The sequence below is a fragment of the Dolichospermum sp. FACHB-1091 genome, from assembly GCF_014697585.1.
GTDB lineage: Bacteria > Cyanobacteriota > Cyanobacteriia > Cyanobacteriales > Nostocaceae > Dolichospermum.
The window spans coordinates 70392-95438 of the sequence record NZ_JACJSB010000016.1 but is presented as its reverse complement, the minus strand read 5'-3'; the positions used below and the strand labels follow the sequence as shown (position 1 = coordinate 95438).

The following is a 25047-nucleotide window of genomic DNA, read 5'->3' as shown; positions in this document are numbered from 1 at the left end:
AGTACCTTTGACAGTGGTACTGTTGATAGGTACAATCGCTCTTGACCTCTATTCTTACACAATTTAACTGTTTGTCACCTAATATATAGATAAGAAATGTAAAAGTTAAGCTGATCAAAGCTACAGTCTTTGTATATTTATATTAAGCAATACCAAATAGAATAATATTGCCAGAATAATTGACTACAGATAAACCCAGATAAAATTCATATTAACGTAAGTTGCTAGTTAGGGAAAATGTCATAATCAGGTGGTTATCGAGCAAGGTCGAGATAATATCCAAGACTAAAGAATCAACAGGATGAAAACAGAAAATTACTCACCAATTACCCATTACCAGCCTCAAATAGATAACTAGCAACTTGACTTATTAGGTATTTCTATCAAATCCAAGAATTAAACCACATCCGCATTCTATAATCATCAGGAGAGAGGGGTAAACCTAGATAAATAGGTATCCAGAAAATGAAGGCCGCTATAATTATAAAAGTTATAGTTACACCTAAAAACCGCAATGTGCGATAATAACTGAGTAAACATTGGTCTACAAACCAAGCAATGGCTATGAATGTAAAGATTACGGCACACATATAATGATAGATAAAAGTACATCTTGTTACCTTTACCCAAGGGAGCAAATTAGCTCCATAATTTATAATTAAAAATAGACCAATCCAAGTATCAATGCTGAGATTTTTCGGGATAAATACTAGCTTTTTTTCTATTCCTGGCATAGTCATGTTGATGATCACCATACCAATTAAAAATATCATAGCAGCTAAACCAAACCACCATAAAAATGGATTACCCATAGCATGAACATCATAAATTATCTTACCAGTACCATCAGGTAAAGGTGGTCCAAATACAGGTAAGGGATCATGAATACTTTGAGCAGTTTGATAATAATAAGCCATTGGCCGGGTTAATAATGGCCATTTATACCATGCAGCACAATAAGGATGAATGTTAGGACTATTACCACCTAATTGCAGATGAAATTGTAAAATTTGTTTATGAACTTCAATAAATCCATATCTTTGATCAAGTTGGAGATGAGGAATCCAAATCAAACTATAAACAACTGCGGGAATAATTCCTAAATAGGAAAACATCTGCCAAATATTTATTTCTGTCAGGTTTTGTAATGGTGTTTTTCTAGTAATAATCTGGGAATTATGGGAGTTTTGAAAAAAGTGTAAATAAGGAAATAATGGGGTACGAGATGTAGAATCAAAAGACTGTAGGTATTGAATTATCCAAACTGCTATCCATAAACTATAAGCACCTCCAAGAAACCACAAACCATTCCATTTAGTTCCTACGCAAGCACCAAAACTTATCCCAGAAAGCAGCAACCAAAACCCACGTTTTTGTTTTTGCTTCTGCAATGCTAATAATAATAACCATTGTCCTAATAAACCAAAAATAACTATATATATATTACTTAAAGCATAACGAGATTCTACTAAAAATAATCCGTCACAAGCTGTGAAAAATCCTGCCAATAAAGCCAAACGATAACGATAACTTACTTGATAAGTTAATAAAGTCACGACTACAGGAATAAATGAACCTGTCAGAGCATTTAACCAGCGATAACTCCCAGGGGATAATAAAGAACCTGTAAGACTATTGACATCAGTTTCTCGGCCTATGGGAATATGATGACTAATCCAAATACCCAAGCCAATCAAATATTGACTGAGGGGAGGGTGAGCATTAAAAAATGGTGTGTGGGTCAGATAGTTATTACCAAATTTGGCAAAGTACACTTCATCAAATACTAAAGTATTAAATCGGCTTAATCCCCAAAAACGTAAGCTGAATGAAAAGATAAATATGCCGATAATTCCCAATCGAAACCAAGTTTTGTTCATGTTATTTGTGATTTTGGCAGTTTTTGAAATAGCAGCAGTTCAATACTATTATACTTAGAGAATGTTTTTGTGGAAGAACTCCCCTGGTAAATCTCTTCTCTGGAAAAGTTTTTCATTTTCCCTATGATCCCTTGGCATTGGAGTACAAATGTAGAATATTATTAATAATAATAGCTGTAGTCCAAGAATCAGGTTGAATCTACTATGTCACAATTAGAACGATGGTTAAAAATGGCAGAAGATGAACTAACGGAGTATAGCACTGATGCCCGGAAAATGGAAAAACTTCGCCGTCGGATTAGTTTATCGTTATCATTAGCAGAACAACGGCAACTAAAAGCCGCGTTATTAGGTACAATGCCATCTAGTAAAATTGCAGAAATTGTAGAGGAGCAAAGACAAGTGGTGGCCTTACCATTTTGGGGAATTGCTGGTTTGGGTTTGCTGTTGGGAATTTCTCTAAATCAACCCATAGGCTTATTAGCAGCTATAGGGGGGACTGTAGCGGCTTTTAAAATTCAAAAGTGGGGTTGGCAATTACAGGCAAATAGTCTATTATTACGGACATTAGAAGATATTGAAACCCGGATTTCCCAACCAGGTAATTAAGTAAAAACAGAACAAGGAGCTAGAAATTATGACGAAGTATGACTATATTTTCAAATCAAAAGAGAAAATAGCAGCATCATTGAATCCAGAAGAAGCGGTAGTAGCAATTGCTGTAATTACAACAGCAGTTGATGTAGGCCTTGAAGATATAAATGGAGAAATTATAGCCGATATTCTCTGGGAATTTGAGATTTTTGACGAATACTCAGAAGAACAAATGTTAGAAACCGTGGATACACTCATAGAACTTGCTGAAGATGCTGGATTAGGATCTTTATTTAATGCTGCTAATGCTGCTATTTCTGAGGAGGTAGTATTAGATGGTTTTGCGGCTGGGGTGATTATGCTTTTAGATGCTGAAGATTTGATTATTCCTGCTGATAAAAAAACTTATCTTAAACAACTACAAATAGCTTTAGAATTGGAAGATGAAGAAGCAGAAGAAATTATTGAAGAGGTAATTGCCGCAGTCCAAGAAGGAGATGACGGAGAATATTTAGATGAAGAATTTGAATCAATAATATTCAATGAATCTGGTGAACAATTTTATCAGTCACCTTTGGGGAATTTTACAGTTCCTATTCCTCTGGATTCTGAACAGGGAGGAAAAATTCAAACAGATGAAGGAATGGTGAGCTTTTCTGATGATATGGGAACTTTATTGAGAATTGATTATTATCCTCTGTCTCTAGAAGAAATTAAGGAGATCAAAACTCAAGGATATGAAGCTTATCTCCATGAAGTTATTATCAATGAATATGTTCCCCAGACGATTATTTCTAATGTGCCAAATGCTGAAGTTAGACATAGAGAATATTGGCAAGAGCCTTTAAAAAGATACTACTATGTAGTATTAAATATCCCTGGTGCAACTATTTCTCAACAGGAAACTAATGGCCATGGTATTAAGTTAGATGCCTATAGAGGATTATTGTCCTTTGTCAATAGTGAATGTTTGTATATAGTTAGTAGCCAACGCAGTCTTTTAAATGGTGAAACACTCGGTTCGGTGAAAGAAGAAGCTGAGAAAATGAAACAAACTATTTTAAACTTTGTGAAAACTATCGAGTTTGTGGAGATCTAAATTATCAAGATTGGCGATCGCACAGAGCAAAATTGCGAGAAACTAAGAACGGGTTTATAAAATCACAAAATCAGGAGAAGATCATGGCTTGGACTCAAGTTTTAGCTGCTAATGCACTAGCTACTGGTGCGCGAGAAGTGGTAAAAGTAGGCGATCGCCAAATCCTACTTTTAAATCACGAAAATCAGTTTTATGCTGTAGATAATACCTGCCCGCACTTAAAAATGTCCTTAAAAAAAGGGAAAATCGAAAATGGGGCGATAGTTTGCCCCTTTCATCGTAGTGCTTTTGACTTGGGTAACGGTGAAGTCAAAACCTGGTGTCCATTTCCACCCGTAGTAGGTAAATTACTCTCAATGGTTTCCCCAGAAAAAACCCTGCCAGTATTTCCCCTGCGCGTAGAAGAGGGCAACATTTTAATTGATGTGCCATCCGCATAAATAGGTAAATGGGTGGGCTTTCCTATGGTGGGGTGGGCTTTCCTATGGTGGGGTGGGCTTTCCTATGGTGGGGTAGGCTTTCCTATGGTGGGGTAGGCTTTCCTATGGTGGGGTGGGCTTCTAGCCCGCCCATAACTCATTGAGATCAAAATCTGCTCATCATCCCTGTGGAATGGGCTTCTAGCCCGCCCATAACTCATGGAGATCAAAATCTGCTCATCATCCCTGTGGAATGGGCTTCTAGCCCCCTCCAGCCTAGAATCAGAAAATATGACTCAGCCCAAGATCCCATTGGCCAAAAATTCAACAATTAGCTAATCAAGCCATAGGACAATCCAAAATAAAGCTAAGAAATATTAACGAAACATAACTCAAGTCTGTTTCTCACCCATTTTTAAGCAATAATGGGAGTGTAAGAAAATAGATTTAATAAATAACTAGTTAACCGCTAGTAAGTAGAGGTGGAATATGACGACCCAAGATTTTCTTATCCCTCATGCTTATACATACCTGCTGGTTAAAATCGGTGTCTTGATGTTAGCTTTGTTGTTGTGGTTCATATTTACAGCCGCACCCGTTATTTAATTCCATTTACCACTTAGAGATGTTCCCTAAAACGTCTCTATTTTATTTATGAATTTTGATGAATTTTTATGAAATCTAGCGGTGAAAGTCTTTTTGGAAATTAACAGAATTAGTCAACCAACCCCGTCGCCAAAAAAAGTATAGTAAACTTATCGCAACTAACGCCATTACTCCCAAACATAGGGGGTAGCCCCAATACCAATTTAATTCAGGCATATTGTGGGGTGATTTTTCGGTATTAAAATTCATTCCATATACCCCTGCAATAAAAGTCAAAGGAATAAAAATCGAAGAAACCACCGTTAGCAGTTTCATAATTTCATTCATTTTATTACTAATTGCTGATAAATAGACATCCATTAATCCAGCTACTAATTCTCGATAAGTTTCCACTATATCCATAACTTGGACTGCATGATCATAACAGTCTCGCAGATAGATTCTCACCTCATCACTAATTAATTCACTACCGTCTCTAATTAAAGAATTAATTGCGTCTCTTTGAGGCCAAATTGCGCGACGAAGTTGTAATAATTCCCGCCTAACTTGATATATTTTTTGCAATGTTTTTTGATTAGGATTAACGATTACTTCTTCCTCTAACTCATCAATGCGTTCACCATAAAGTTCTAAAACCGGGAAAAATCCATCAATAATAGCATCTAATAAAGAATAAGCTAAATAATCGCTACCTTGTCTACGAATGATCCCTTTACCTTTATCAATTCTCATCCTCACTCCATCAAAACAATCATGTTCAGGTTCTTCCTGTATTGTTAATACATAATATTTCCCTAAAACTAAACTTACTTGTTCACTATAAAAACTGCCATTATTATTAGGTACAACCATGTGGGCAATAATCACTAATTGATCTTCATAGTCCTCAATTTTTGGACGTTCTACCATGTTGACAATATCCTCTAAAACCAGAGGATGTAAATCAAAAGATTGACCTAAACGGTGTAGAATATCTTTATTTCCTAAACCTTGAACATCCACCCAAGAAACGGATTCTGTATCCAAATAGTTAATACACTCTTCTGGATAACTTATTTGTTTGTGAATGAGATCAGTTTGGTTATAGTCAATTAAAAAAATAATGGGTTGTTCAGCATTTTCATCAACAATGATTGTTCCTGGTGGAGTTCCCGCTTGCTGAAAAAACTCCTTATCGTGTGACTTATTGATCATCTTGGAAACTCGGCGAATTTTCTTAACCATAAATCTTTATTTCCAGCCTACTGATAATTAGAATTTTAACATAAAACAGCAGTCAACAGTAAAATCCTTACCTTTGGGTCTTGACGTGAGGGGAATTATTCAAAAAAGATTCCAGTTATGGTAAACTATTAGAGTCAAAATTATTGTAGATTAAATAGCATTGCTTAATCAAAGTATGAACAGCAGTAAAGATATCATTTTAGTTGTCGGTTCTAGCGGTGGAGTCGGACAACTGGTAGTTAGTAAACTTTTAGAAAAAGGCTTACCCATTCGTATTCTCACCAGGAATGCAGAAAAAGCCACCAAAATGTTTAATGATCAAGTAGAAATTGTTATTGGTGATATTCGTGAACCCGACAGCTTAACAGCAGCAATGACAAATATTACTTCTATTATTTGTTGTACAGGAACTACCGCTTTTCCTTCTTCCAGATGGGAATTTAATCAAAATCCCAACATTATTGAATTAGGAATTACTCTATTCAATCCTCAATTTTTAGAAGATAAAGCTAAAAATACCCCTGATAAAGTTGATCATCAAGGTGTAATAAATCTGATATCAGCCGCACCTAAAAACTTAAATCGCTTCGTCTTTGTTTCCTCCTGTGGTATTCTTCGCAAACATCAATTTCCTTTTAATATTCTCAATCTTTTTGGTGTACTTGACGCTAAAGAAAAAGGAGAAAAAGCAATTATTAATTCAGGAATACCTTATACTATCATTCGTCCTGGACGTTTAATTGATGGACCCTATACATCCTATGATCTCAATACTTTACTCAAAGCCACAACCGCAGGTAAATTAAACGTTGTTTTTGGAATAGGAGACACAATTTCCGGTGATTCTAGTCGTATTGATGTAGCCGCAGCTTGTGTAGAAAGTTTATTTCATCAAAGTGCTGTTAACAAAGTTTTTGAAATAGTAAATCAAGGAAATAGACCAGATATAATTGATTGGGAAAAACTATTTTCAGAATTATAATTGTGCAAATTTTCAATCTCATGTTTCTCAACATGAGTTTTTCCTGTTCTCTCTGAACTATATTGGTTTTACCTTTATTGTTACCTCTTCGACTGAATAACTTTCCTCCCTAAATATTGAGAGAATACAATCATTTTCATGTCATATTTTCATGTTATCACTAAACTTCAAACTGCTTTATTTCCCCACCCTGTTCTTGATCTAATTCTGGTAACTTTTTACCCAAAATTAGAACTGAAACCATCATTAATAAACTCGTCACCATAATTACACTTATCACATTGGGATCATCAAAATTACTCGTACCTATTAATAAAGCAGCAGCAAAATTGCGTTGTGCAGTTCCCACTCCTAAAACCCTTTGAGTATCAATACCAGGACCACCTAATAAATAACCCACAGTAAAGGAGAAAATAATAAAAATAGCACAAACAAAAATCACACCAGTTTTCAATAAAATAAGAATTTCATGGAAGTGAACTATCAACCGCACTCCTAAACCTAAAAGCAATCCAAAATTAGAGATTTTGAAAGTAATTGTTTGGAGATTTAAAGCGATATCTTGATATTTTGCCTTAATTAATAACCCAATTCCCAACGGTGTTAACATCATCAATATTAAAGGTTTGGCAATATCCCAAGAATTGACTTCTACACCTTCTAAAACCAATGGTAATACCATCGGCATATAAAAAATAGTACCAAACATTAACATCATCATCAACCCTGTAGAAAAAGCTAAATTCCCCTTCACTATTTGGGCAAGTTTAGGTAAAGCCGGGGGACCTGAGGCCAATGCCATGATGATCAAACCATCTTTCACAGGTTCATTGAGAGGTATTACTTGCAGCAGTAAATATACAAAAAGTGGCACTAAAACAAAATTTGTCAGTAGCGATAAAACAACCAAACGGATATTACGAAGAGGTTGCCAAATCTGTTGTACAGTTAACTTTAAACCTGTACCAAACATAGTGGCAACAACAAAAGCCAGAAATGCAATTTTGTCAAGTATTAAGATGACTTCATTCATAAATTTTCCATTTCATCAATAAACGCATTAGGCGCAAAGAATATTTCTTTCTTCCTTTGCGCCTCTGCGCCTTTGCGTGAGAAAACAATTACTTCAAATTCAAAGTAACTTTCTGTAAATTACCTGTGAATGCAAACGGTACTTGATAGGTTTCCACAATGGGAGTACCGGTGTCTCGACCAACATCAAAAGTTTCATCTAAAGCCAAACGATAGGGTATAGTTTTGGCAATTCGACCCTCAGCTACCGCTTGATCATTGATGAATAACCTGCCAATTCCTCCAGCACCAACTCCACCACCGTCATAATCAAAATTAAATTTAATTGTTGATTTACCTGGGGCTAATTTTTCAGGAGATTGAATAATGTAACGTTCAGCATTTACAAAGTTATAAACATAAGTTGGTTTACTATCTTCTAGGAAAAATCCCCAACCCGCAAAACGTCCACCTTGAGTTAATAAAACACCCTCCGCACCATTTTCGGGAATTTCTACCTCAGCAGTAATAGTAAAGGATCTATTTTTGAGGTTTGGGGCGCTACCTTCGGGAATACTGACCCCACTAGAATAGTAGATAAAAGTTGTCCGTCCAGAGGCAAGAGATGGACGATCTTGCACGTCAAATCTTTCAGAAATGCGATCATCTAATGGTAAAACGTTATATTTGCGTGCTTCTGATAAAAACAGTTTTTGCAGTTTTTCCAGTTTTTCTGGATTTTTAGCCGCCAGATTATTAGCTTCGCTGAAATCTTCTTCACTATTATATAGTTCCCAAGGATCTTTCTCGAAGTCAGCATTAATTGTACCCTGCCAAGGTAATCGGGGATGACGCGCCGCAGCTATCCATCCATGATCATAAATAGCCCTGTTGCCAAACATCTCAAAATACTGGGTTTCATGTTTAGAAGCAGCTTTAGGATCATCAAATGTGTAAACTAGACTAGTACCTTCGATTTTCTGCTGTTCTACTCCGTTAACTGTAGTAGGCGGTGTGATTCCCGCAGCTTCAAAAATAGTTGGTGTAATGTCAATGACATGATGAAATTGGCTACGAAGTCCGCCTTGATCCTTAATGCGATCGCCATAAGCAATAATTAAGGGGTTACGAGTGCCACCAAAATGAGAAGCGATTTGTTTAGTCCATTGGAAGGGAGTAGTACCTGCCCAAGCCCAAGCTGCATGATAATGATTAAAGGTTTTGGGACTACCTAAGTCATTCAAAGAAGCTAGAAGTTGTTCTCGGCTTTCGGGTACTTTATTGAAAACTTTTAATTCATTAACGCTACCTGATAAACCACCTTCAGCACTAGCACCATTATCACCAACGATGTAGAAAATTAAGGTATTGTCCAATTCACCAATTTGGTCAATGGCATTAATTAATCTTCCTACTTCATGGTCGGTATATGCTAAAAATCCCGCAAATACTTCCATTTCATGGGCATAGATTTTTTGATCATCTGGAGATAATGAATCCCATGCTGGCAATTCTTTGGGACGGGGGGTAAGTTGGGCATTAGCGGGAATTACACCCAGTTGTTTTTGCCGGGCAAAGGTTTCTTCTCGTAATTTATCCCAGCCTTGATCAAACTTGCCTTGATACTTGTCTATCCAGACTTTAGGGGCGTGATGAGGTGCATGGGTAGCACCAGTAGCCAAATAGGTAAAGAAAGGCTTATCAGGGGCTATAGACTGTTGAGAATGAATCCAGCTAATAGCATGATCTACTAAATCTGGAGTCAAATGGTAATCAGGGTTGTTAGTTGGGGGTGCAACCCGCTTAGTATTTTCCACTAAAGCCGGACTCCATTGGTTAGTATCACCACCCAAAAAACCGTAAAAATACTCAAATCCTAACCATGTTGGCCAGCGATCAAACGGTCCAGCTACACTAGTTTCATAATCCGGTGTATTGTGCCATTTACCAAAAGCTGCGGTGTTATAACCATTTTGCCGTAATACTTCCGCTACAGTAGCAGCGCTCTTAGGTAAAATAGTCGTGTAACCAGGAAAACCAGATGCTAACTCTGCAACTACACCTGTACCCACTGAATGATGATTACGTCCAGTTAATAAAGCAGCGCGTGTAGGAGAACAAAGGGCTGTAGTATGGAATTGGTTATAACGTAATCCTTTTTCAGCTAAACGAGTTAAATTCGGTGTATCTACAGGTCCACCAAAGGTACTCGCTTGCCCAAAACCCACATCATCCAATAATACTAATAATACATTGGGGGCTTTTCCCGGGGCTTTAATTGGTGCGGGAAAATCCGGTGTTGACTCTTTGTAGGTTATACCGATTTTTCCCCTGAAAGGTGGTGGATTAATTGGTAACACCGTTCCCGTATCTGCTAGAGCGGGGTTTGTTACCATTAATAATGTGATAACCAGAGACAGAGATAACACCCTGCGAATTGAATGTAACATAACAATAACCCTCAAAAAATCTACAACTTCGCGCCCTTGCTCCCTGCGGTCTTTACAGGAAACCTAATCTTTTAAAAAACTATGGAGGAACAGGAAACACCGATAAATTCCTAGTCTTGTCATCTTAGTCTTGTAAGTTTTTGACTAAGCGAAAGCCGATATGGGTAGTTCCAGTATCAGGAGATTGTGATTCCCTTGCGGCTGGGCGGTAGCGACTACAATAGTTGGGCGCACATAGATAGGAGCCGCCTTTGATTACATGAAGGGCAATCTCCGTGGGTTTTTTAGGGTCAAAACTTTTACCATGACCTATGGGGTTAACACTATGGGCATTTTTGTCATCTCTTAAGCCGAACCAGTCGCCGGTCCATTCCCAAACGTTGCCAGTTATGTCATAGAGTCCATAACCATTGGCAGGAAAAGAGCCGACCGGGGCTATACCCATATAACCATCGGCTTTGGTGTTGAAAAAAGGGAAAATTCCCTGCCAAGTATTAGCTTTTTTGGCTGAATACTGATTACCCCATGTATAAGTTGCACCATCTAAACCTCCAGGAGCAGCATATTCCCATTGTGCTTCTGTAGGTAATGATTTTCCTGCCCATTGGGCGTAGGCTAGTGCATCTTCGTAAGCAATATGTACGACTGGATAGTTTTCTTTACCTACAATTGTGCTGTCACTACCAAAGGGATGCCGCCAATTAGCACCGGGTGTCCAATGCCACCAACTCAGAAGCTGAACTTGCTTAACTCCTGGTTTTGGCATTTGAAAAACTAGAGAACCTGGTAATCTTTCTTCATCTGATAAGTCGGGAAACTGTTCTTTTGATAAGGGGCGTTCGGCAACTGTTACATAGTTTGTGGCATTGATAAATTCAGTAAATTGGGCGTTTGTTACCTCGTATTTATCAATGCAGAAGGAACTAACTGTAACATTTTCAGCCCCTCGCTCTTCCTCAAAACCAGAATCATCTGCTCCCATTTTGAATGTGCCTCCAGAAATCATCACCATTCCCGGAGGACAGGTATTAACAGCGGCTAATGCTGGTGAATTGCTAAATAGCAATATCAGTGCAACTACTTGAATTAGTAGCAATATTAAAGACCGCATTTTTCGTTGTATTAAGCTCCTGAGCGATCGCTTGTAGAATCGTTCGGAGGTTTGTCTTTACTACTTCTACAACTGACCAAGTTATCTTGGTCGAGATTATTAGCAGCAAATACATATACTGGACTAAAGATTAAAATTGCGGTAGTCATTAGCAAAATTACTTGCATAGCTCATGGATTTATTTTTCAAAAATTTGTGGAAAAGAGGCAGATGTTAACATAGACTATGAATTCATGCTAAAAGACTTTTAATTTGTGTTCTTCTAAGTTAATTTCTCCTCGACCGTAGCTACTGGTAAATCTTTTTGAGTGCTATATTCTGTCCAAGAACCTTCATAAATTCTCACCTTGGGATAATTAAGCAGATGCTTTAAAACCACATATTGTAATGTAGCCTCCCGTCCTGTACTGCAAGAAACGATAATGTCATTTTCAGGGACAATCTTTTTATCTGCCAGTATTTTCTTAATCTCATCTAATGACCTTAATTTGTGAGGATTTTTAGCATCTGTAAATGTTACCCAAGGAATATTCCGCGCACCAGGAATATGTCCATTGCGTATCCAAATATTTTCCTCACCTCGAAACAATTTTTCTGGTCTAGGATCAATAAAAACAACCCCCGGTTTACCAATAAGTTTTCTCACATCATTTAAACTCACACGCACTGAAGGATTATCTTTGACTGTGAATTTACCAACTGAGTATTTAGGAAATTCTTTGGTGACATCCTCACTAGCTTTGTAACCAGCATAACCACCATCTAAGACGGCAATATCTTTGAGTCCAGAACGTTCTAGTAAATAAGCAACCATTGTTGCACCTAAAACATCTCTACCATCTGAATATACAAGTACACGACTGTTATTTGTTACTCCTGAATAGGCAAATATTTCTCCTAATTTCTGATTGTTCCAATATTGTACTGGTAATCCTTCTTTTGGACCTCTAAAAGCTATGTCGGCAATGTTTACGGCATTAGGAAGATGTCCTTCTATATAGTCAAGAGGAAAATTACGTACATCTAAAATTCTCAAGTTGGGATCTTTGGCGTTTTCAGCTACCCAATTTGGCGAAACAAACTGAATCTTAGCAGAAGAATTAGCTGATAATACTGGCAAAGGTAATAAGGGAATACTGACTACCAATGCAAAAAACATCGCCACCAAAGCAAATAACTTAGGTTTTTTCAAATTTTTCCAAGAGAAACTTTTAAATGTCATTTTCACCCTTCTTTGTATTTACTCACACTATTGATTAGACATCTCTATAATATAGGTGAATATGGATTTTTGATAACCCTTGTAGAGACATTTCATGGGAATATCTCTAGCATATTTTCAGAGATGTTGATTGATAGCTAAGATCCTGAATGCCAAGCTTCGTGTAATGACTTTAATCAGCAGTATTATTAATTAGAAACTGCATTTTACGCTGATGGTATTGTTAAACCAAGAATTTTGGTAAATCTCTCTATGTAAAATTCTGTAGGATTAGCAACTGCTTGGATGGATTCACGTTGACGCAAATTTTCCCACCATTGCCATACTTTCGGTGTTTCTGTTGGTAGCGTAAAATTACGAAACTTCTCTAAAACTGGTAATCTTTCAAACCAAGGATAGAAGCTAATATCAACTAAACTGAAATTTTCTCCTAACCAGTAAGGACCATTACCAGAAAGTTTACCTAATCCTTCTTTCTCAATATATAAAAGAGACTCTAAAAACTCTCTTCGTCCTTGTTCTTGTTCCTGGGTATCTTTACCCCGTAGCAATTTGTTAAAAGCTGGTACTAGACGAGTATTAGCGTAGTCAATCCAAATTCTCGCAACAGCTTTTTCAGCGGGATCATGAGGTAATAAAGCAGGTTCGGGAAATACTTCCTCTAAATACTCATTGATAATTGCAGACTCATATATTTCTACTTCTCCATGCTTAATCGCTGGAACTTTACCGTAACGAGAAATCTGAGTAAAACCTTCTGGTTTGTGCTGTAAATCAATTTCAATGGGTGTATAATCAATTCCTTTTTCCTGTAATACTGCACGGGTTCTTTGGGAGAAGGTAGAACCTTTAGTGTAATAAAGTTGTAAGCTACTCATTTCGTCCTTTCCTTGATGGAGATTTGTTTGAATTTTCGGTTAATTGCCAAAATTGCGGGTTGAATGACAGTCAAAGATAGAAGTGAATCAATGTCACTGCATAGTTTAACATCATCTACGGTTTATCGGTCAGATTATCGTATTATATTATGAGTATTTCATAATGTTCACTAAAAAACAAGTCTTTTAGCAAACATTATTCGCAAAATTTGGAGCGAAGATGCCCAACCATTTAACATTTGTCCATAGCTTGCTTCTCTTCAGTACCGCGTTCATTGCCGGGTCACTTAATGCTGTAGCGGGCGGTGGTAGTTTTATTACATTTCCCACTTTAATATTTACTGGTGTATCGCCAATTACCGCTAATGCCACAAATAATACTGCTTTATGGATTGCAGCTATGGCCAGTGCGGGTGCATATCGTCACAATTTAAACATCCCAAAACGAGAACTTTTAATACTATGTATTACCAGTTTAATTGGTGGGGGAATTGGTTCAGTAATTTTGCTATATACATCAGCGGATATGTTTAAACAGCTACTTCCTTACTTATTACTTTCAGCAACGCTGATATTTACATTTAGCGAACCTTTAAAAATGTGGTTACAATTTCAAGGCCAGAAATCATTATCAGAATCTCCACCTTTATTAATTCTCGTGATTGCACAATTAGCAATATCTATCTATGGTGGTTTTTTCGGTGCAGGTTTAGGAATTTTAATGTTAGCAACTTTAAGTTTTTTAGGTATTAAAAATATTCACACTATGAATGCTTTTAAATCTTTTCTTGGTAGTTGTATCAATGGTATCGCTATTTTTCCTTTTATATTCGCTGGTTTAATTGCTTGGCATCAGGCTATTTTAATGGCTGTGGGTGGTTCTCTTGGTGGTTATTTGTGCGCTCATTATGCGCGGAAACTAGATCCTCGTTTTGTGCGGATATTCGTGATTGTTGTTGGTTTTAGTATGACTACTTACTTTTTTATTAGGGGATAAAACTAATCACTATTTTCGGCTATCATTGAAGTTATCCGTTACTACATAATGTTAGACCTTTTTTGCCCATTTTGCTAGGACAATCTCAAAAGGTCTACTAGGCTTTAATCTATTTAAAAAATACATCTTTTCATCTTTTGGGAATCCTGAACAACCATAGATATATGCAGATTGTTGCCAAGAATCCATTGTTTGATAGCTCTCTTTATATTCTCGAAGCCAATCAAAAGCTAAATTTTGTTTTCCTGATAATAGTATTTCTCTTCTAGCAAATGGTTCACTAGAAGTATATTGTCTAGCCAAATTTGAAAAATGATTTATATGTTGATTTTTAGTAAATAGGCTTAAAATAGAGAGTCGAAAGTATTCGTTACCTTGTACTTCATTAGACTCCAACAAATATAGTAATTTTTCTCCAATTTGATGTATAAATTATAATTATTACACAGAAGAAGCGATCGCTCTATCACTAACCCAAATTCTGAACAAGCTCTTCAACTGATTGCATCGGAATATAAAGTTTCATCCAAAACAAATACAGTTGCAACTCTTTTTTTGAGATCCTGAGATGCTTGTTTGTATAGATAATTATCTAAACTATCTTTTCCACAGTAAAATTCAGTGCGGATATGCCTACGACTATCTAAAACTTCTATTTTGAGAACCATTATACTGAAATTACTTGCTTATATCTTAGTGCTGCTGCTTTCAAGGCATCATTTGGCTGCGGAGGATTAAGTATAGCATCAACAAAAGATTCAGCATCGCTCATACTTAGCTTGAGGGTTTGGTGTCGTTCGATGACTCGCAACGCCTCCGCCTGAACACTGCTAATCACAAAATCAGTTAAAGTGCGTCCTTCTAAATCTGCTGCTTTCTGCAACAGAGCTTTAGTTTCTGGAGTGATACGAGCCTCAAGTCTCGCTATCTGTTTTGGAATAGGTGAAACATTCATATCAATTAGTTTGAGATGGATTATTAAATACAATTTAATACGGCAGATTGCCGTTTGTCAAGCAAGTGCAGAATCCGTATTTTTGCATTCTAAAAATCCTTACACCAACAATCTTTTTAACTTTGTCAACCGTCACCTACCATAGCTGTTACCGGCAGAAATCCACCGGCTTGCATTTGCCATAATCTGTGATAAGCGCCACCCTTAGCCAATAAATTAGAGTGAGTACCATCTTCAATAATCCGACCGCGATCAAATACCAAAATTCTATCTAAATGAGCGATAGTAGATAAACGATGGGCTACCACAATTACCGTCTTTCCATTCATTGCTGAATCTAAAGTATCTTGAATCGCTTTTTCAGTAATGGAATCAAGGCTAGAAGTAGCTTCATCCAAGATGAGGATAGGCGCATTTTTGAGGATAACACGGGCGATCGCAATTCGTTGTCTTTGTCCCCCAGATAATTTAACACCCCGTTCACCCACTAAAGAATCATAACCCTCCTTCATCTGAGCAATAAAATCATCAGCATAGGCTTTCCGTGCTGCTTCTATCAATTCCGCCTGTGATGCTTCTAAACGTCCATAGAGAATATTTTCTAACAAAGTGCGATGGAACAGAGAAGGATCTTGAGGAATCAAACTAATTTGCGAATGTAGGGCTTCCTGAGTCATATCCTTAATATCCACACCATCAATCAATATTTGTCCCGATTGCGGGTCAAATAAACGCAAAATTAAATTAACAAAAGTAGACTTCCCAGAACCAGAAAAACCCACCAGTCCCACTCTTTCCCCTGGTTGAATAGTAACAGACAGATTAGTAAATACCGTCTTCTCTGACGAGTAACTGAAATACACCTGGCGAAATTCAATACTACCCTTAGTGATGGCATGATTTATAGCATTATCCCGATCTATAATTTCATGGGGTTGAATGATAGTGTGAACGCCATTAGCTACATTGCCGATATGTTCAAAAAATTCTAAAAACCGTTTGCTTAAATTGCGAGCTTCACTAATGATTAAGAGTGATAAACTGGTAGCCACAACAAAGTCAGCCGCAGCTATTTTTCCTTGACTCCACAGAGAAAGTGAGTAATATAGAGTACCAATTTTCAGAATTGCTGCTGAAATAAACTGAAACCAGCGAATTCGTTCAGAATACCAGTTAGATTTTCTCACCTCCCTGAGTTCGCGTTTTAATTGGTCATTCAAATAGCGGCGTTCAAAACCCAAACGGGCAAAAAGTCTACTACTAGTGAGATTTGTCACAGAATCTACAATAATCCCAGTGGTTTCACTTCTAGCGGCGGCGGCTTTGCGGGAGTAAATTCGACATCGAGTCGCCAACCAGAAGGAAATACTGATAAACAAAACTGCCCAAATCCCCACAACTGCCGCTAGGGGAGGATAGGCGCGATAGAGTAGAATTGTGGAGACTATATAAACGATAATTACTGGCATAAATTCCGTAATCATCATTTGCATCGTTTGGGTAACACCCAGGGAAGTTTCCGCAATGCGATGGGCTAACGCACCAGCAAAACTACTGCTGAGATAACGATGGGAATGCTGCTGTAAATAGGCATATAGCGATCGCACAATATGCTGTCTGTGGATGGGATGGAGAATAGTTTGTAACAGTCCAGCGGAACGCCCAAATACCACCTCACCTATACTCAAAGACGTAAACAGAATCAAGGGTTGTCTCAAAATATCAAAAATTAGTTTACTGTCCCCCGTGGAGTGTCGTGTCACACTGCGGATCATTTCACCAATCGCATAGGGTAACATAATTCCACAGGTAGCGTGGGCGATTTCCAGAAGCACCATTAACACATACCACCAGCGAAACTGATTCACAAAATAACAAATAAATAGGAAAGGAGTATCTGGTAATTCGGGCGCATTGGGAGCGCGTTGAAACGATTGAGAAAGTCTTATCTTTTTCATCATGCTGCTGTAAAAAATAAAAATAGATAGACGGCTAGATCAACCGTCAGGTCAAGTTTAAGGTGAGGTCTAATAAAATCATCCAAAAGTCACTTAACGCAGAGCATCTCCCCGACGATATTCGGTGGTAATGTCATTTAATTTCTGTTTCAAATTGTCATCAAGTTTGACTTCCACAGCCTTGAGACTGTCTATAAGTTGCTCTGGACGACTCGCACCGATAATAGGAGCAGTAATAATTGGATTAGCTAAAACCCAAGCCAATGCTAGAGTAGTCAGCGATAATCCTGCCAAATCTGCCACTGTACGTAATTCTTCCACAGTATTAAACTCACGGTCATGCCAATAACGTTCTTGATAACGTTCAGCAGCAGTACCTAAAGTAAAACGAGTACCTGATGTTGGACCTTCAGCAAGTTTATGTTTCCCTGTCAGTAATCCCCCGGCTAAAGGATTGTAGGGAATGACACCTAAACCTTCTTCCTGTGCCAGGGGTAATAATTCTCGCTCAATTTCCCGGAATAAAAGGTTATAGCGGGGTTGAATGGAAACAAAACGAGTCAGATGACGCACATCTGCACGACCTAAAGCGCGGGCTAGTCGGTAAGCTAAGAAATTGGAAACTCCGATATAGCGGACTTTACCAGCATGAACTATTGTATCCAGAGCTTCTAGGGTTTCATCCAGAGGAGTTGAAGCATCATCAGAATGTAATTGATACAGGTCAACATAATCAGTTCCCAGTCGTCTGAGGGAAGCATCAATAGCATCTAAGATATGTTTGCGTGAAGATCCCTGGTCCCAAGGTGCAGGACCAACTTTACCGACGGCCTTAGTAGCAACAATAAAATGTTCGCGTTTGCCTTTTAACCAACGGCCAATAATTTCCTCAGTCCTTCCAGCAGTGGGTAGTCCACCACCAAGGGGATAAACATCAGCCGTATCGAGAAAGTTGATTCCAGCTTCGGCGGCGGTATCGAGGATTTTTATAGAGGTTTCTTCATCAGTTTGTAGTCCAAAGGTCATTGTACCGAGAACGAGTCGGGAAACGGTGAGTCCGGTTTGACCTAGTTTAGTGGTTGGTAATGTCATGGAAATGTTGGTTGTAGAATTTTTATTTCACGCAAAAATAATTAAACGCAGATAAACGCAGATGAACACAGATGAAGAGGGATAAATCCATTGATTTCATAATTCTGTGCAGCCTCGGATGATATTGATATAATTGATATAAGGGTGTTCCCCTATTATTCTCTGATTCAACTCACTACTACTGCTTGGCGACGGCTTTGTGAAACGAGCCATTGTTGTAATATTGGATTACTGTACACTTCATTGGCAATAAAATGATCGCCTGGTAGGACAGTAAAATCTACTTTTGCTCCCACTTTACGCAGGGTATTAACAACATTTTGTGTATCTTCAATTGACAGTTTTTCGTCTTTTGCCCCTTGGAATATTTGGATGGAAATTTCTTTGAGTGCGGCTATTTGGGCTGCTTCTAATGTTTGAGGTACACGACCTGATGTGGCTACCAAACCGGCGAAACGACCTGGATAGGAAGCGGCAATATGCCAAGCTCCAGCAGTGCCTAAACTGAATCCAGATATAATCACACAGGATGGATCTACGGGTTGGGTGGCAATAATATGATCAAGTAAAGCAATTACATCTTCTGCTCTACCTACCCAAGTTTGTCCTTCAGGAAGTTGAGGAGCAACAAAGACGTAAGGTAAGGATGGTGATGAATCTACAAAAAGAGGGAAACCCCATTTTTTTAGTAAAACATTAATATCTGTTCCTCTGTCCTTTGCTCCATGTAGAAATAATACTAGAGGAGCGGGTTTGTTACTGTTAGCAGAGGAGAAAATATAAGGTAATGAACTATTGCTGGTATCGTGGGATCTTTTTTCAACTGGCATAGTTTTAAATCCTCAAATGTGCGTTTACAAATATTTGACAACAATTCACGAATCTTCTCTCTTCTTAATTTCTCTGCGTTCTCTGCGCCTCTGTGGTTCGTTTTCTTCATTATTTGATGTAGAGACGTTATATATAACGTCTCTATGGCTACAACATCACAAAGTCATTTACACACCTACCAAAGTTTTGTTCTCAGCTTGAGATTCAATCTTAGGTAGTTTGGATTCTACTGCTGTACCCTTGAAGAAATCGGGGTTGGCTTCGGTGTAGAATTTATAGGGATTGCCAAATACATAAGCCTTGAAGTCAGCTTCAGAAATCACGCCTTCTCTGACCAAATCCCAGCTTTCAGCTAAAGGTGCGGTAAGATCGGGTACATCCCAGTGACCAACATCAGAGGAGTAAATGGCGTTAAGCTTGACTCCCAAGGGGTTGGCTTTGTCGTTGAATGCGGCTGCAATGGTGCGATCGTCAGATTCAGAACCAAAGAAGAAACTGTTCACCCAGCGATCGCGGATATCCTCAATTGTCTTAATCCCTGCTGCACCAAAATCTTCCAGTTCACTACCAATTGGTGAACGGCTGTGACGGTTAAAGGAAGCTCCCAATACGCTCTTGGTTAATTCTTCTTTGCTGAGGGAATATCCTTGAGTAATGTCACCACCATACTTTTCAAACAACTCAAACAACTCATCGGGGTTAGCTAAATCTGGGTTATAGTTTTGCAATCCTTCTAAACTCCGTTTGGAAAAACGATCCACTAAATGAATGTAGACGTGAGCGCCCCAATCTGCACCACCTTCTAGCATACCCACACGCAATTGCGGGAATCGTTTAGTTACACCACCAAAGAACAAGGCTTTGGCAAATGCCTGTGAACCATCAGCAAAGTGACCGATATGGTTGTTCATGTAGTTACTAATGGAGGAACGTCCAGTCCATCCTTGACTACCATAATGGGTGGTGAGTGGTACGCCTAACTCAACTGCTTTAGCCCAGAAGGGGTCATAGTCGTATTCACTATCTAATCCGAAAAAGTCAATATAAGAGGCATATTTGCCAATCCCTGGGAATTGATCGGCTGGGTATTTATCAGCGATCGCCTTAATTGGCCGTCTCACACCACCAGGAATATTTGCAACTTTTAAACCCAGTGTTTTTACTGCAAACTCTAACTCCTCAATTGCTTCTTGGGGAGTAGTCATAGGGATACCAGCTACCACAGTCAGGCGATCGCTATATTTGCGGTAAATATCGGCATGATAGTGATTAATTGCCCGTTGCAATAATTGGCGATTCTCCTTACTTGCACCAGCCGCAGCTAAGGCATTATTGGGAAATAATACCGAATAATCTGATCCTTGCTCCCCTTGACGTTCATACAGTAATGCGGGGAGGGTATAGGTAGCTAAATCTAAGGTATTACGGGTAACTCTAGCCCACCAAGGCGATCTCAATGTGCGGTTATATTGACGTTCTTCAGGGGTTTGTTGATACCAGTCTTTACCATCAATCTTAGAATTGAGACGATAAAATTCGGCTTTGCGTAATTCATCTACCAATTTCACACCGCCGTAGTGAGCAATATAATCCTCCAGTGCAGGAGTAAAGTCATTAGTGTGAACATCAGTATCAATGACAGGATAATCGAGATTGGCTCTAACTGCGGCTGAGGGAGAGCTTTTCAACTTGCTATATTTAGTCATATTTTCCTTAGAAAAGTTACAAGACAACTTAGATCCCTGATTCCTCAAACAATTGCAGAATCTAAAAGTTATGAATTTTCAAGAAATCAGGGATTTGTGGGAGATTGTGCTGTTGATTTTGACTTGAGTTTGATACGTGAGATTAAAGATTCTTGTCTTTTGGACAAGCTTAACTTTCCGATAGTTTGAAACTCCGGTAGGCTTTTAACGTCTGTGCTGACGATCTCTTATAGGGTGCGTCAGATGCGATAAATTGGCTAAGTAGCTGGTTACAATTAAATATAAAATGTGGGATGGGCATCTTGCCCGTCAGCAGCCTAGAAGCCTGTTCCACTATCTAACAATTAATTAAGCCTACTTACTTATTAGCAACAAATTTTCGACTGATGCACCAAAGTTTTTTATTTATGCCGACACCAATGTTTTTTCCTGTTGTTTAACAGCAAAACGATTTACTGGACGACGTAAACCAAGGTTTTCACGCAACGTACTACCCTCATATTCAGTACGGAATAGTCCACGTTTTTGCAAAACAGGAACGACTAAATTTACAAACTCATCCAACCCTGTAGGTAAAATAGGTGGCATAATATTGAAACCATCCGCCGCACCATTGATAAACCATTCTTCTAATTGATCAGCAATAGTTTCAGGAGTCCCCAAAATGGTACGATGACCCCGTGCAGTCGCCAAGGATAGATACAATTGACCCAGGGTAAGACCACCACGAGTAGCTAGGTCAGTGACCAGTTTCAAGCGACTCTTATTATTGTTAGTATTGCTGGGTAGTTCTGGCGCTAGATCATCAAAAGAGTATTGTGATAAATCCACACCTTTATAATAATTTTTGAGGATGCCCCAAGCAACGTCGGGATGAATTAAAGATTGTAGAAACTCATATTTTTCCTGAGCTTCTTCTTCAGTGCGTCCTATGATGGGGAAAGCTCCTGGCATAATTTTGAGATCATCGGGAGAACGTCCATATTTTGCCAACCGCCCTTTGACATCTGTATAGAACGCTTGAGCATCAGCTAAAGTCTGATTAGCCGTAAAAATTACCTCAGCAGTACGGGCAGCTAAATCTCTACCTGGTTCAGAAGCGCCAGCTTGTACAATGACCGGATAACCTTGGGGTGGACGAGCAACATTTAAAGGACCCCTCACCGAAAAATGTTTGCCTTTGTGGTTCAGTGTGTGCAGTTTGTTGGCATCAAAATAAACACCTGATTCTCGATCACGAATAAAGGCATCATCTTCCCAACTATCCCATAATCCTTGTACCACTTCCACAAACTCTTGGGCCCGTTCATAACGTTGGCTGTGTTCTGGATGGTGTTCTAGTCCAAAATTAGCCGCCGCATTTTCATTCCCTGTGGTGACTACGTTCCAACCCGCCCGACCGTTACTTAAATGGTCTAGGGAAGCAAACTTCCGTGCTAATGTGTAAGGGTCTTCGTAGGTAGTGGAAGCCGTGGAAATGAAACCAATGTTTTTGGTGACAGATGATAACGCAGAAAACAGAGTCACAGGCTCGAAATGAGCAATTTTACCGTTACGACTTTGAGTTTCTGGCGAACCACCCCAAATTCCTGGACTATCTGCTAGAAAAACCGCATCAAATAATCCACGTTCCGCAGTTTGGGTAATTTCTTTGTAATGCTCAAAATTCAAACCCGCATCTATTTGTGTATTGGGGTGTCGCCATGCAGAAATATGATGTCCAGTAGCTTGAATAAATGCACCCAAACGAAACTTGCGTGTTTTGCTCATATATCTTCTCTTCCTTTATTCCTTGGGTCTGGTAAGGGATACCTACATTTATGGTTCAATCAATTCAGTCTTCTTCTGAAAAACCGAAAGTCATAAATTTAGGACTTACGCGCAAGTCACTGAAAAACGAACCACAGAGGCACAGAGTTCACAGAGAAATGAGGTTTTGAGAGATATTTTGCGTAAGTCCTGAAATTTTTGTCTAATGGCAATTATTTAAACTGCTGCTAATACCTTTTGATATTGGTTAACTGGACGAGATAAGCCCAAATTTTCCCGCAGAGTCTTTCCTTCATACTCAGTACGGAACAATCCCCGCCGCTGTAATTCAGGAATTACTAAGTCAACAAAATCATCCAGTCCACCAGGAAGATAAGGCGGCATGATGTTAAAGCCGTCAGCAGCATGGTTAAGAAACCAGCTTTCTAGTTGATCTGCTATTTGTACCGGTGAGCCGATAATTGTCCAGTGGCCACGCGCTCCCGCAATCCATTGATAAAGTTCTCTAATGGTAAAATTGTGTCTACGAGCAATATCAATTAATAATGCTTGGCGACTTTTGTTATCATTGGTTTCTGGTAAATCTGGCAATGGTCCATCGAGAGGATAAGCGGAAAGATCCGTGCCTATGAGTCCCTGTAATAAGGCCAAACCAACCTGGGGATGTATTAGATCTTGCAGTTCTTGATATTTAGCTTTTGCGTCTGCTTCTGTTAGTCCCACGACTGGAAAGACACCGGGCATAACTTTGAGTTGATCCGGGGTACGTCCATATTTTGCTAATCTACCTTTAACATCTGCATAGAAGGCTTGGGCATCTTCTAGAGTTTGTTGGGCAGTAAATATAACTTCAGCAGTTCTACCAGCTAGTTCTTTACCATCTTCAGAAGAACCTGCTTGCACAATTACAGGATAACCTTGGGGCGGACGGGCAATATTCAATGGTCCGCGCACAGAAAAGAATCTACCTTTATGGTTCAGTTGATGTATTTTATTGGGGTCGTAGTAAAAAGCTGTCTCTTGATCACGGATAAAAGCATCATCTTCCCAGCTATCCCACAAACCTTTGACTACATCAATAAATTCGTGGGCGCGAATATAGCGTTCTGCATGAATAGGATGGTTTTCCAATCCGAAATTACCGGCTGCTTCACTACTTCCTGTTGTGACTACATTCCATCCTGCTCGTCCTCCAGAAATATGATCTAAGGAAGCAAATTTGCGTGCCAGAATATACGGGTCTTCATAAGTGGTAGAGGCTGTGGCGATAAAACCAATCTTTTCTGTTACCGCAGACAAAGCTGAAAATAGGGTTACAGGTTCAAAGTCTCCACCAAAGGCTGTGCGGCCTTCTGCACCAGGACGATGTTGTAAGGCTAAACCGTCGGCAAGAAAAAATGCGTCGAATTTACCGCGCTCGGCTGTCTGGGCTATCTGCTGATAATGCTGGAAGTTGAGAGCGCCATTACTCCGTGCTTGAGGATGTCGCCAAGCTGCTACGTGCTGGCCTGCTCCGGGTAAAAATGCACCTAGTCTTAGTTGTTTTTGTTGTTTGCTCATATCAGACTCTAAGTAATATTTTTTATCAAATGAATATAGGATGATAAAAATTTTCTGGTCTGGCAGTTGTCATATATATCAATGTGACTACCTCATGTTTGTTGGGAAGGCTTTTTCAACTCCTTGGCCATCGTTGTAGGCATTAGCGTTAGTGGTGGGTTGCCGATAAAACTACTGTATCTCGACTGATTTATCATAGATTAATAGTATAATCTCATAACTCTCATGAAAAAGCAAGTACCTTTTAAGAAAAATATGGTGAACTAAATTTATTAGCAGCTAATTGTTAGATATTCTAAGTATTTGATGACTCTAGGGTGTGCAGAGTGGGCGATCGCTCAATTTGAACAAAATACATAGAACTAATATACTACTACTCCTGCCGAGTGTTGTTCTAGTCAAAATTCCTCAACGACGTAATTCGATTTCCCATGTCCAAGCATTGCGAGGTTGACGGACTTTTGTTAATAAACGAGCTAAGGACGCGCTTAATCCACTTCCTGCCCCGACAATTAATGCTGTATTGGACATTTTCTTAGATTTTGAGAACAAAAAATAGTTGACTACTTTTGGATTTATGCAGTATCATCAAAAAAATACTATTACTTTATCAGATTACAGTAGTATTTAGATTTTTTGTCCAAAAAAGGGTTTTTGAACTACTGACAGATGTTAAAAACCCAATACCAATCAGAAAATTCA

General features: G+C 38.7%; 23 protein-coding genes. 5 read left to right on the top strand and 18 right to left on the bottom strand.

The window, feature by feature from the left end:
- Positions 1-383 precede the first annotated feature (383 nt).
- Positions 384-1880 (bottom strand): phospholipid carrier-dependent glycosyltransferase, encoded by a 1497-nt coding sequence (locus H6G25_RS12060; protein ID WP_190392696.1) that lies wholly within the window; start codon positions 1878-1880, stop codon positions 384-386.
- 204 nt (positions 1881-2084) lie between these two features.
- On the opposite strand from H6G25_RS12060, the gene H6G25_RS12055 reads away from it, so the two are divergent.
- From H6G25_RS12055 to H6G25_RS12045, 3 genes are all read left to right on the top strand, one after another.
- Positions 2085-2489, top strand: a complete 405-nt coding sequence (locus tag H6G25_RS12055) for a hypothetical protein (RefSeq protein ID WP_190392695.1) — start codon at positions 2085-2087, stop codon at positions 2487-2489.
- Positions 2490-2517: 28 nt separating this feature from the next.
- Positions 2518-3573 carry a tellurite resistance TerB family protein gene (locus H6G25_RS12050; RefSeq protein WP_190392694.1) on the top strand — a complete coding sequence of 352 codons (1056 nt, stop codon included), beginning with the start codon at positions 2518-2520 and terminating at the stop codon, positions 3571-3573.
- 83 nt (positions 3574-3656) lie between these two features.
- Positions 3657-4013 carry a Rieske (2Fe-2S) protein gene (locus H6G25_RS12045; RefSeq protein WP_028091133.1) on the top strand — a complete coding sequence of 119 codons (357 nt, stop codon included), beginning with the start codon at positions 3657-3659 and terminating at the stop codon, positions 4011-4013.
- 660 nt (positions 4014-4673) lie between these two features.
- On the opposite strand, the gene corA is transcribed toward H6G25_RS12045, so the two are convergent.
- Positions 4674-5822 carry a magnesium/cobalt transporter CorA gene (gene corA / locus H6G25_RS12040; protein ID WP_190392693.1) on the bottom strand — a complete coding sequence of 383 codons (1149 nt, stop codon included), beginning with the start codon at positions 5820-5822 and terminating at the stop codon, positions 4674-4676.
- A 175-nt stretch (positions 5823-5997) separates the two neighbouring features.
- Here corA and H6G25_RS12035 point away from each other — a divergent pair, with 175 nt between their 5' ends.
- Positions 5998-6804, top strand: a complete 807-nt coding sequence (locus tag H6G25_RS12035) for an SDR family oxidoreductase (RefSeq protein ID WP_190392692.1) — start codon at positions 5998-6000, stop codon at positions 6802-6804.
- A 160-nt stretch (positions 6805-6964) separates the two neighbouring features.
- Here the strand turns inward: H6G25_RS12035 and H6G25_RS12030 are convergent, their stop codons facing one another.
- The 6 genes from H6G25_RS12030 to H6G25_RS12005 form a co-directional block, all read right to left on the bottom strand.
- Positions 6965-7837: a bile acid:sodium symporter gene (locus tag H6G25_RS12030; RefSeq protein ID WP_190392691.1), complete on the bottom strand. Its 873-nt coding sequence runs from the start codon at positions 7835-7837 to the stop codon at positions 6965-6967.
- A gap of 88 nt (positions 7838-7925) precedes the next feature.
- On the bottom strand, positions 7926-10265 hold the full coding sequence (locus H6G25_RS12025; protein ID WP_190392690.1) for an arylsulfatase: 2340 nt from the start codon (positions 10263-10265) through the stop codon (positions 7926-7928).
- Between the two features lie 124 nt (positions 10266-10389).
- Positions 10390-11376, bottom strand: a complete 987-nt coding sequence (locus H6G25_RS12020; RefSeq protein ID WP_190392689.1) for a formylglycine-generating enzyme family protein — start codon at positions 11374-11376, stop codon at positions 10390-10392.
- An 11-nt stretch (positions 11377-11387) separates the two neighbouring features.
- A complete protein-coding gene (locus H6G25_RS12015) occupies positions 11388-11525 on the bottom strand; it encodes a hypothetical protein (RefSeq protein ID WP_190392711.1) in 138 nt (45 codons plus the stop codon).
- Positions 11526-11638: 113 nt separating this feature from the next.
- A complete protein-coding gene (locus H6G25_RS12010; RefSeq protein WP_190392688.1) occupies positions 11639-12598 on the bottom strand; it encodes a sulfurtransferase in 960 nt (319 codons plus the stop codon).
- A 206-nt stretch (positions 12599-12804) separates the two neighbouring features.
- The gene (locus tag H6G25_RS12005) at positions 12805-13476 is read right to left on the bottom strand and encodes a glutathione S-transferase family protein (RefSeq protein WP_190392687.1); all 672 of its coding nucleotides are present in this window, start codon (positions 13474-13476) and stop codon (positions 12805-12807) included.
- Positions 13477-13696: 220 nt separating this feature from the next.
- Here H6G25_RS12005 and H6G25_RS12000 point away from each other — a divergent pair, with 220 nt between their 5' ends.
- Positions 13697-14473, top strand: coding sequence for a sulfite exporter TauE/SafE family protein (locus H6G25_RS12000; protein ID WP_190392686.1), 777 nt, complete (start codon positions 13697-13699; stop codon positions 14471-14473).
- Positions 14474-14524: 51 nt separating this feature from the next.
- Here the strand turns inward: H6G25_RS12000 and H6G25_RS11995 are convergent, their stop codons facing one another.
- The 10 genes from H6G25_RS11995 to H6G25_RS21525 form a co-directional block, all read right to left on the bottom strand.
- Positions 14525-14869: a hypothetical protein gene (locus tag H6G25_RS11995; protein ID WP_190392685.1), complete on the bottom strand. Its 345-nt coding sequence runs from the start codon at positions 14867-14869 to the stop codon at positions 14525-14527.
- A gap of 98 nt (positions 14870-14967) precedes the next feature.
- Positions 14968-15141, bottom strand: coding sequence for a hypothetical protein (locus H6G25_RS11990; protein ID WP_199319739.1), 174 nt, complete (start codon positions 15139-15141; stop codon positions 14968-14970).
- A complete protein-coding gene (locus H6G25_RS11985) occupies positions 15141-15428 on the bottom strand; it encodes a DUF1778 domain-containing protein (RefSeq protein WP_190392684.1) in 288 nt (95 codons plus the stop codon). The genes H6G25_RS11990 and H6G25_RS11985 overlap by 1 nt, the downstream gene beginning before the upstream one ends.
- A gap of 125 nt (positions 15429-15553) precedes the next feature.
- Positions 15554-17389: an ABC transporter ATP-binding protein gene (locus H6G25_RS11980; protein WP_190392683.1), complete on the bottom strand. Its 1836-nt coding sequence runs from the start codon at positions 17387-17389 to the stop codon at positions 15554-15556.
- Positions 17390-17479: 90 nt separating this feature from the next.
- The gene (locus H6G25_RS11975; RefSeq protein WP_190392682.1) at positions 17480-18478 is read right to left on the bottom strand and encodes an aldo/keto reductase; all 999 of its coding nucleotides are present in this window, start codon (positions 18476-18478) and stop codon (positions 17480-17482) included.
- Between the two features lie 167 nt (positions 18479-18645).
- A complete protein-coding gene (locus H6G25_RS11970; RefSeq protein ID WP_190392681.1) occupies positions 18646-19308 on the bottom strand; it encodes a PHB depolymerase family esterase in 663 nt (220 codons plus the stop codon).
- A 168-nt stretch (positions 19309-19476) separates the two neighbouring features.
- A complete protein-coding gene (locus H6G25_RS11965; RefSeq protein ID WP_190392680.1) occupies positions 19477-21015 on the bottom strand; it encodes an amidohydrolase family protein in 1539 nt (512 codons plus the stop codon).
- A 405-nt stretch (positions 21016-21420) separates the two neighbouring features.
- Positions 21421-22785, bottom strand: a complete 1365-nt coding sequence (locus H6G25_RS11960) for an LLM class flavin-dependent oxidoreductase (RefSeq protein ID WP_190392679.1) — start codon at positions 22783-22785, stop codon at positions 21421-21423.
- A gap of 216 nt (positions 22786-23001) precedes the next feature.
- Positions 23002-24345, bottom strand: a complete 1344-nt coding sequence (locus H6G25_RS11955) for an LLM class flavin-dependent oxidoreductase (protein WP_190392678.1) — start codon at positions 24343-24345, stop codon at positions 23002-23004.
- A gap of 408 nt (positions 24346-24753) precedes the next feature.
- Positions 24754-24876 carry a hypothetical protein gene (locus H6G25_RS21525; protein ID WP_265915503.1) on the bottom strand — a complete coding sequence of 41 codons (123 nt, stop codon included), beginning with the start codon at positions 24874-24876 and terminating at the stop codon, positions 24754-24756.
- Positions 24877-25047: the final 171 nt, after the last annotated feature.

Excerpts from the sequence above, each read along its gene's own strand:
- H6G25_RS12045 (WP_028091133.1), top strand. The coding sequence starts at position 3,657 with ATGGCTTGGACTCAAGTTTTAGCTGCTAATGCACTAGCTACTGGTGCG.
- H6G25_RS11970 (WP_190392681.1), bottom strand. The coding sequence starts at position 19,308 with ATGCCAGTTGAAAAAAGATCCCACGATACCAGCAATAGTTCATTACCT.
- H6G25_RS11985 (WP_190392684.1), bottom strand. The coding sequence starts at position 15,428 with ATGAATGTTTCACCTATTCCAAAACAGATAGCGAGACTTGAGGCTCGT.
- H6G25_RS12020 (WP_190392689.1), bottom strand. The coding sequence starts at position 11,376 with ATGCGGTCTTTAATATTGCTACTAATTCAAGTAGTTGCACTGATATTG.
- H6G25_RS12025 (WP_190392690.1), bottom strand. The coding sequence starts at position 10,265 with ATGTTACATTCAATTCGCAGGGTGTTATCTCTGTCTCTGGTTATCACA.
- H6G25_RS12030 (WP_190392691.1), bottom strand. The coding sequence starts at position 7,837 with ATGAATGAAGTCATCTTAATACTTGACAAAATTGCATTTCTGGCTTTT.
- corA (WP_190392693.1), bottom strand. The coding sequence starts at position 5,822 with ATGGTTAAGAAAATTCGCCGAGTTTCCAAGATGATCAATAAGTCACAC.
- H6G25_RS11975 (WP_190392682.1), bottom strand. The coding sequence starts at position 18,478 with ATGACATTACCAACCACTAAACTAGGTCAAACCGGACTCACCGTTTCC.
- H6G25_RS11965 (WP_190392680.1), bottom strand. The coding sequence starts at position 21,015 with ATGACTAAATATAGCAAGTTGAAAAGCTCTCCCTCAGCCGCAGTTAGA.
- H6G25_RS12060 (WP_190392696.1), bottom strand. The coding sequence starts at position 1,880 with ATGAACAAAACTTGGTTTCGATTGGGAATTATCGGCATATTTATCTTT.
- H6G25_RS12000 (WP_190392686.1), top strand. The coding sequence starts at position 13,697 with ATGCCCAACCATTTAACATTTGTCCATAGCTTGCTTCTCTTCAGTACC.
- H6G25_RS11960 (WP_190392679.1), bottom strand. The coding sequence starts at position 22,785 with ATGAGCAAAACACGCAAGTTTCGTTTGGGTGCATTTATTCAAGCTACT.
- H6G25_RS11955 (WP_190392678.1), bottom strand. The coding sequence starts at position 24,345 with ATGAGCAAACAACAAAAACAACTAAGACTAGGTGCATTTTTACCCGGA.
- H6G25_RS11990 (WP_199319739.1), bottom strand. The coding sequence starts at position 15,141 with ATGGTTCTCAAAATAGAAGTTTTAGATAGTCGTAGGCATATCCGCACT.
- H6G25_RS12010 (WP_190392688.1), bottom strand. The coding sequence starts at position 12,598 with ATGACATTTAAAAGTTTCTCTTGGAAAAATTTGAAAAAACCTAAGTTA.
- H6G25_RS12015 (WP_190392711.1), bottom strand. The coding sequence starts at position 11,525 with ATGACTACCGCAATTTTAATCTTTAGTCCAGTATATGTATTTGCTGCT.
- H6G25_RS11980 (WP_190392683.1), bottom strand. The coding sequence starts at position 17,389 with ATGATGAAAAAGATAAGACTTTCTCAATCGTTTCAACGCGCTCCCAAT.
- H6G25_RS12055 (WP_190392695.1), top strand. The coding sequence starts at position 2,085 with ATGTCACAATTAGAACGATGGTTAAAAATGGCAGAAGATGAACTAACG.
- H6G25_RS12005 (WP_190392687.1), bottom strand. The coding sequence starts at position 13,476 with ATGAGTAGCTTACAACTTTATTACACTAAAGGTTCTACCTTCTCCCAA.
- H6G25_RS12035 (WP_190392692.1), top strand. The coding sequence starts at position 5,998 with ATGAACAGCAGTAAAGATATCATTTTAGTTGTCGGTTCTAGCGGTGGA.
- H6G25_RS21525 (WP_265915503.1), bottom strand. The coding sequence starts at position 24,876 with ATGTCCAATACAGCATTAATTGTCGGGGCAGGAAGTGGATTAAGCGCG.
- H6G25_RS12050 (WP_190392694.1), top strand. The coding sequence starts at position 2,518 with ATGACGAAGTATGACTATATTTTCAAATCAAAAGAGAAAATAGCAGCA.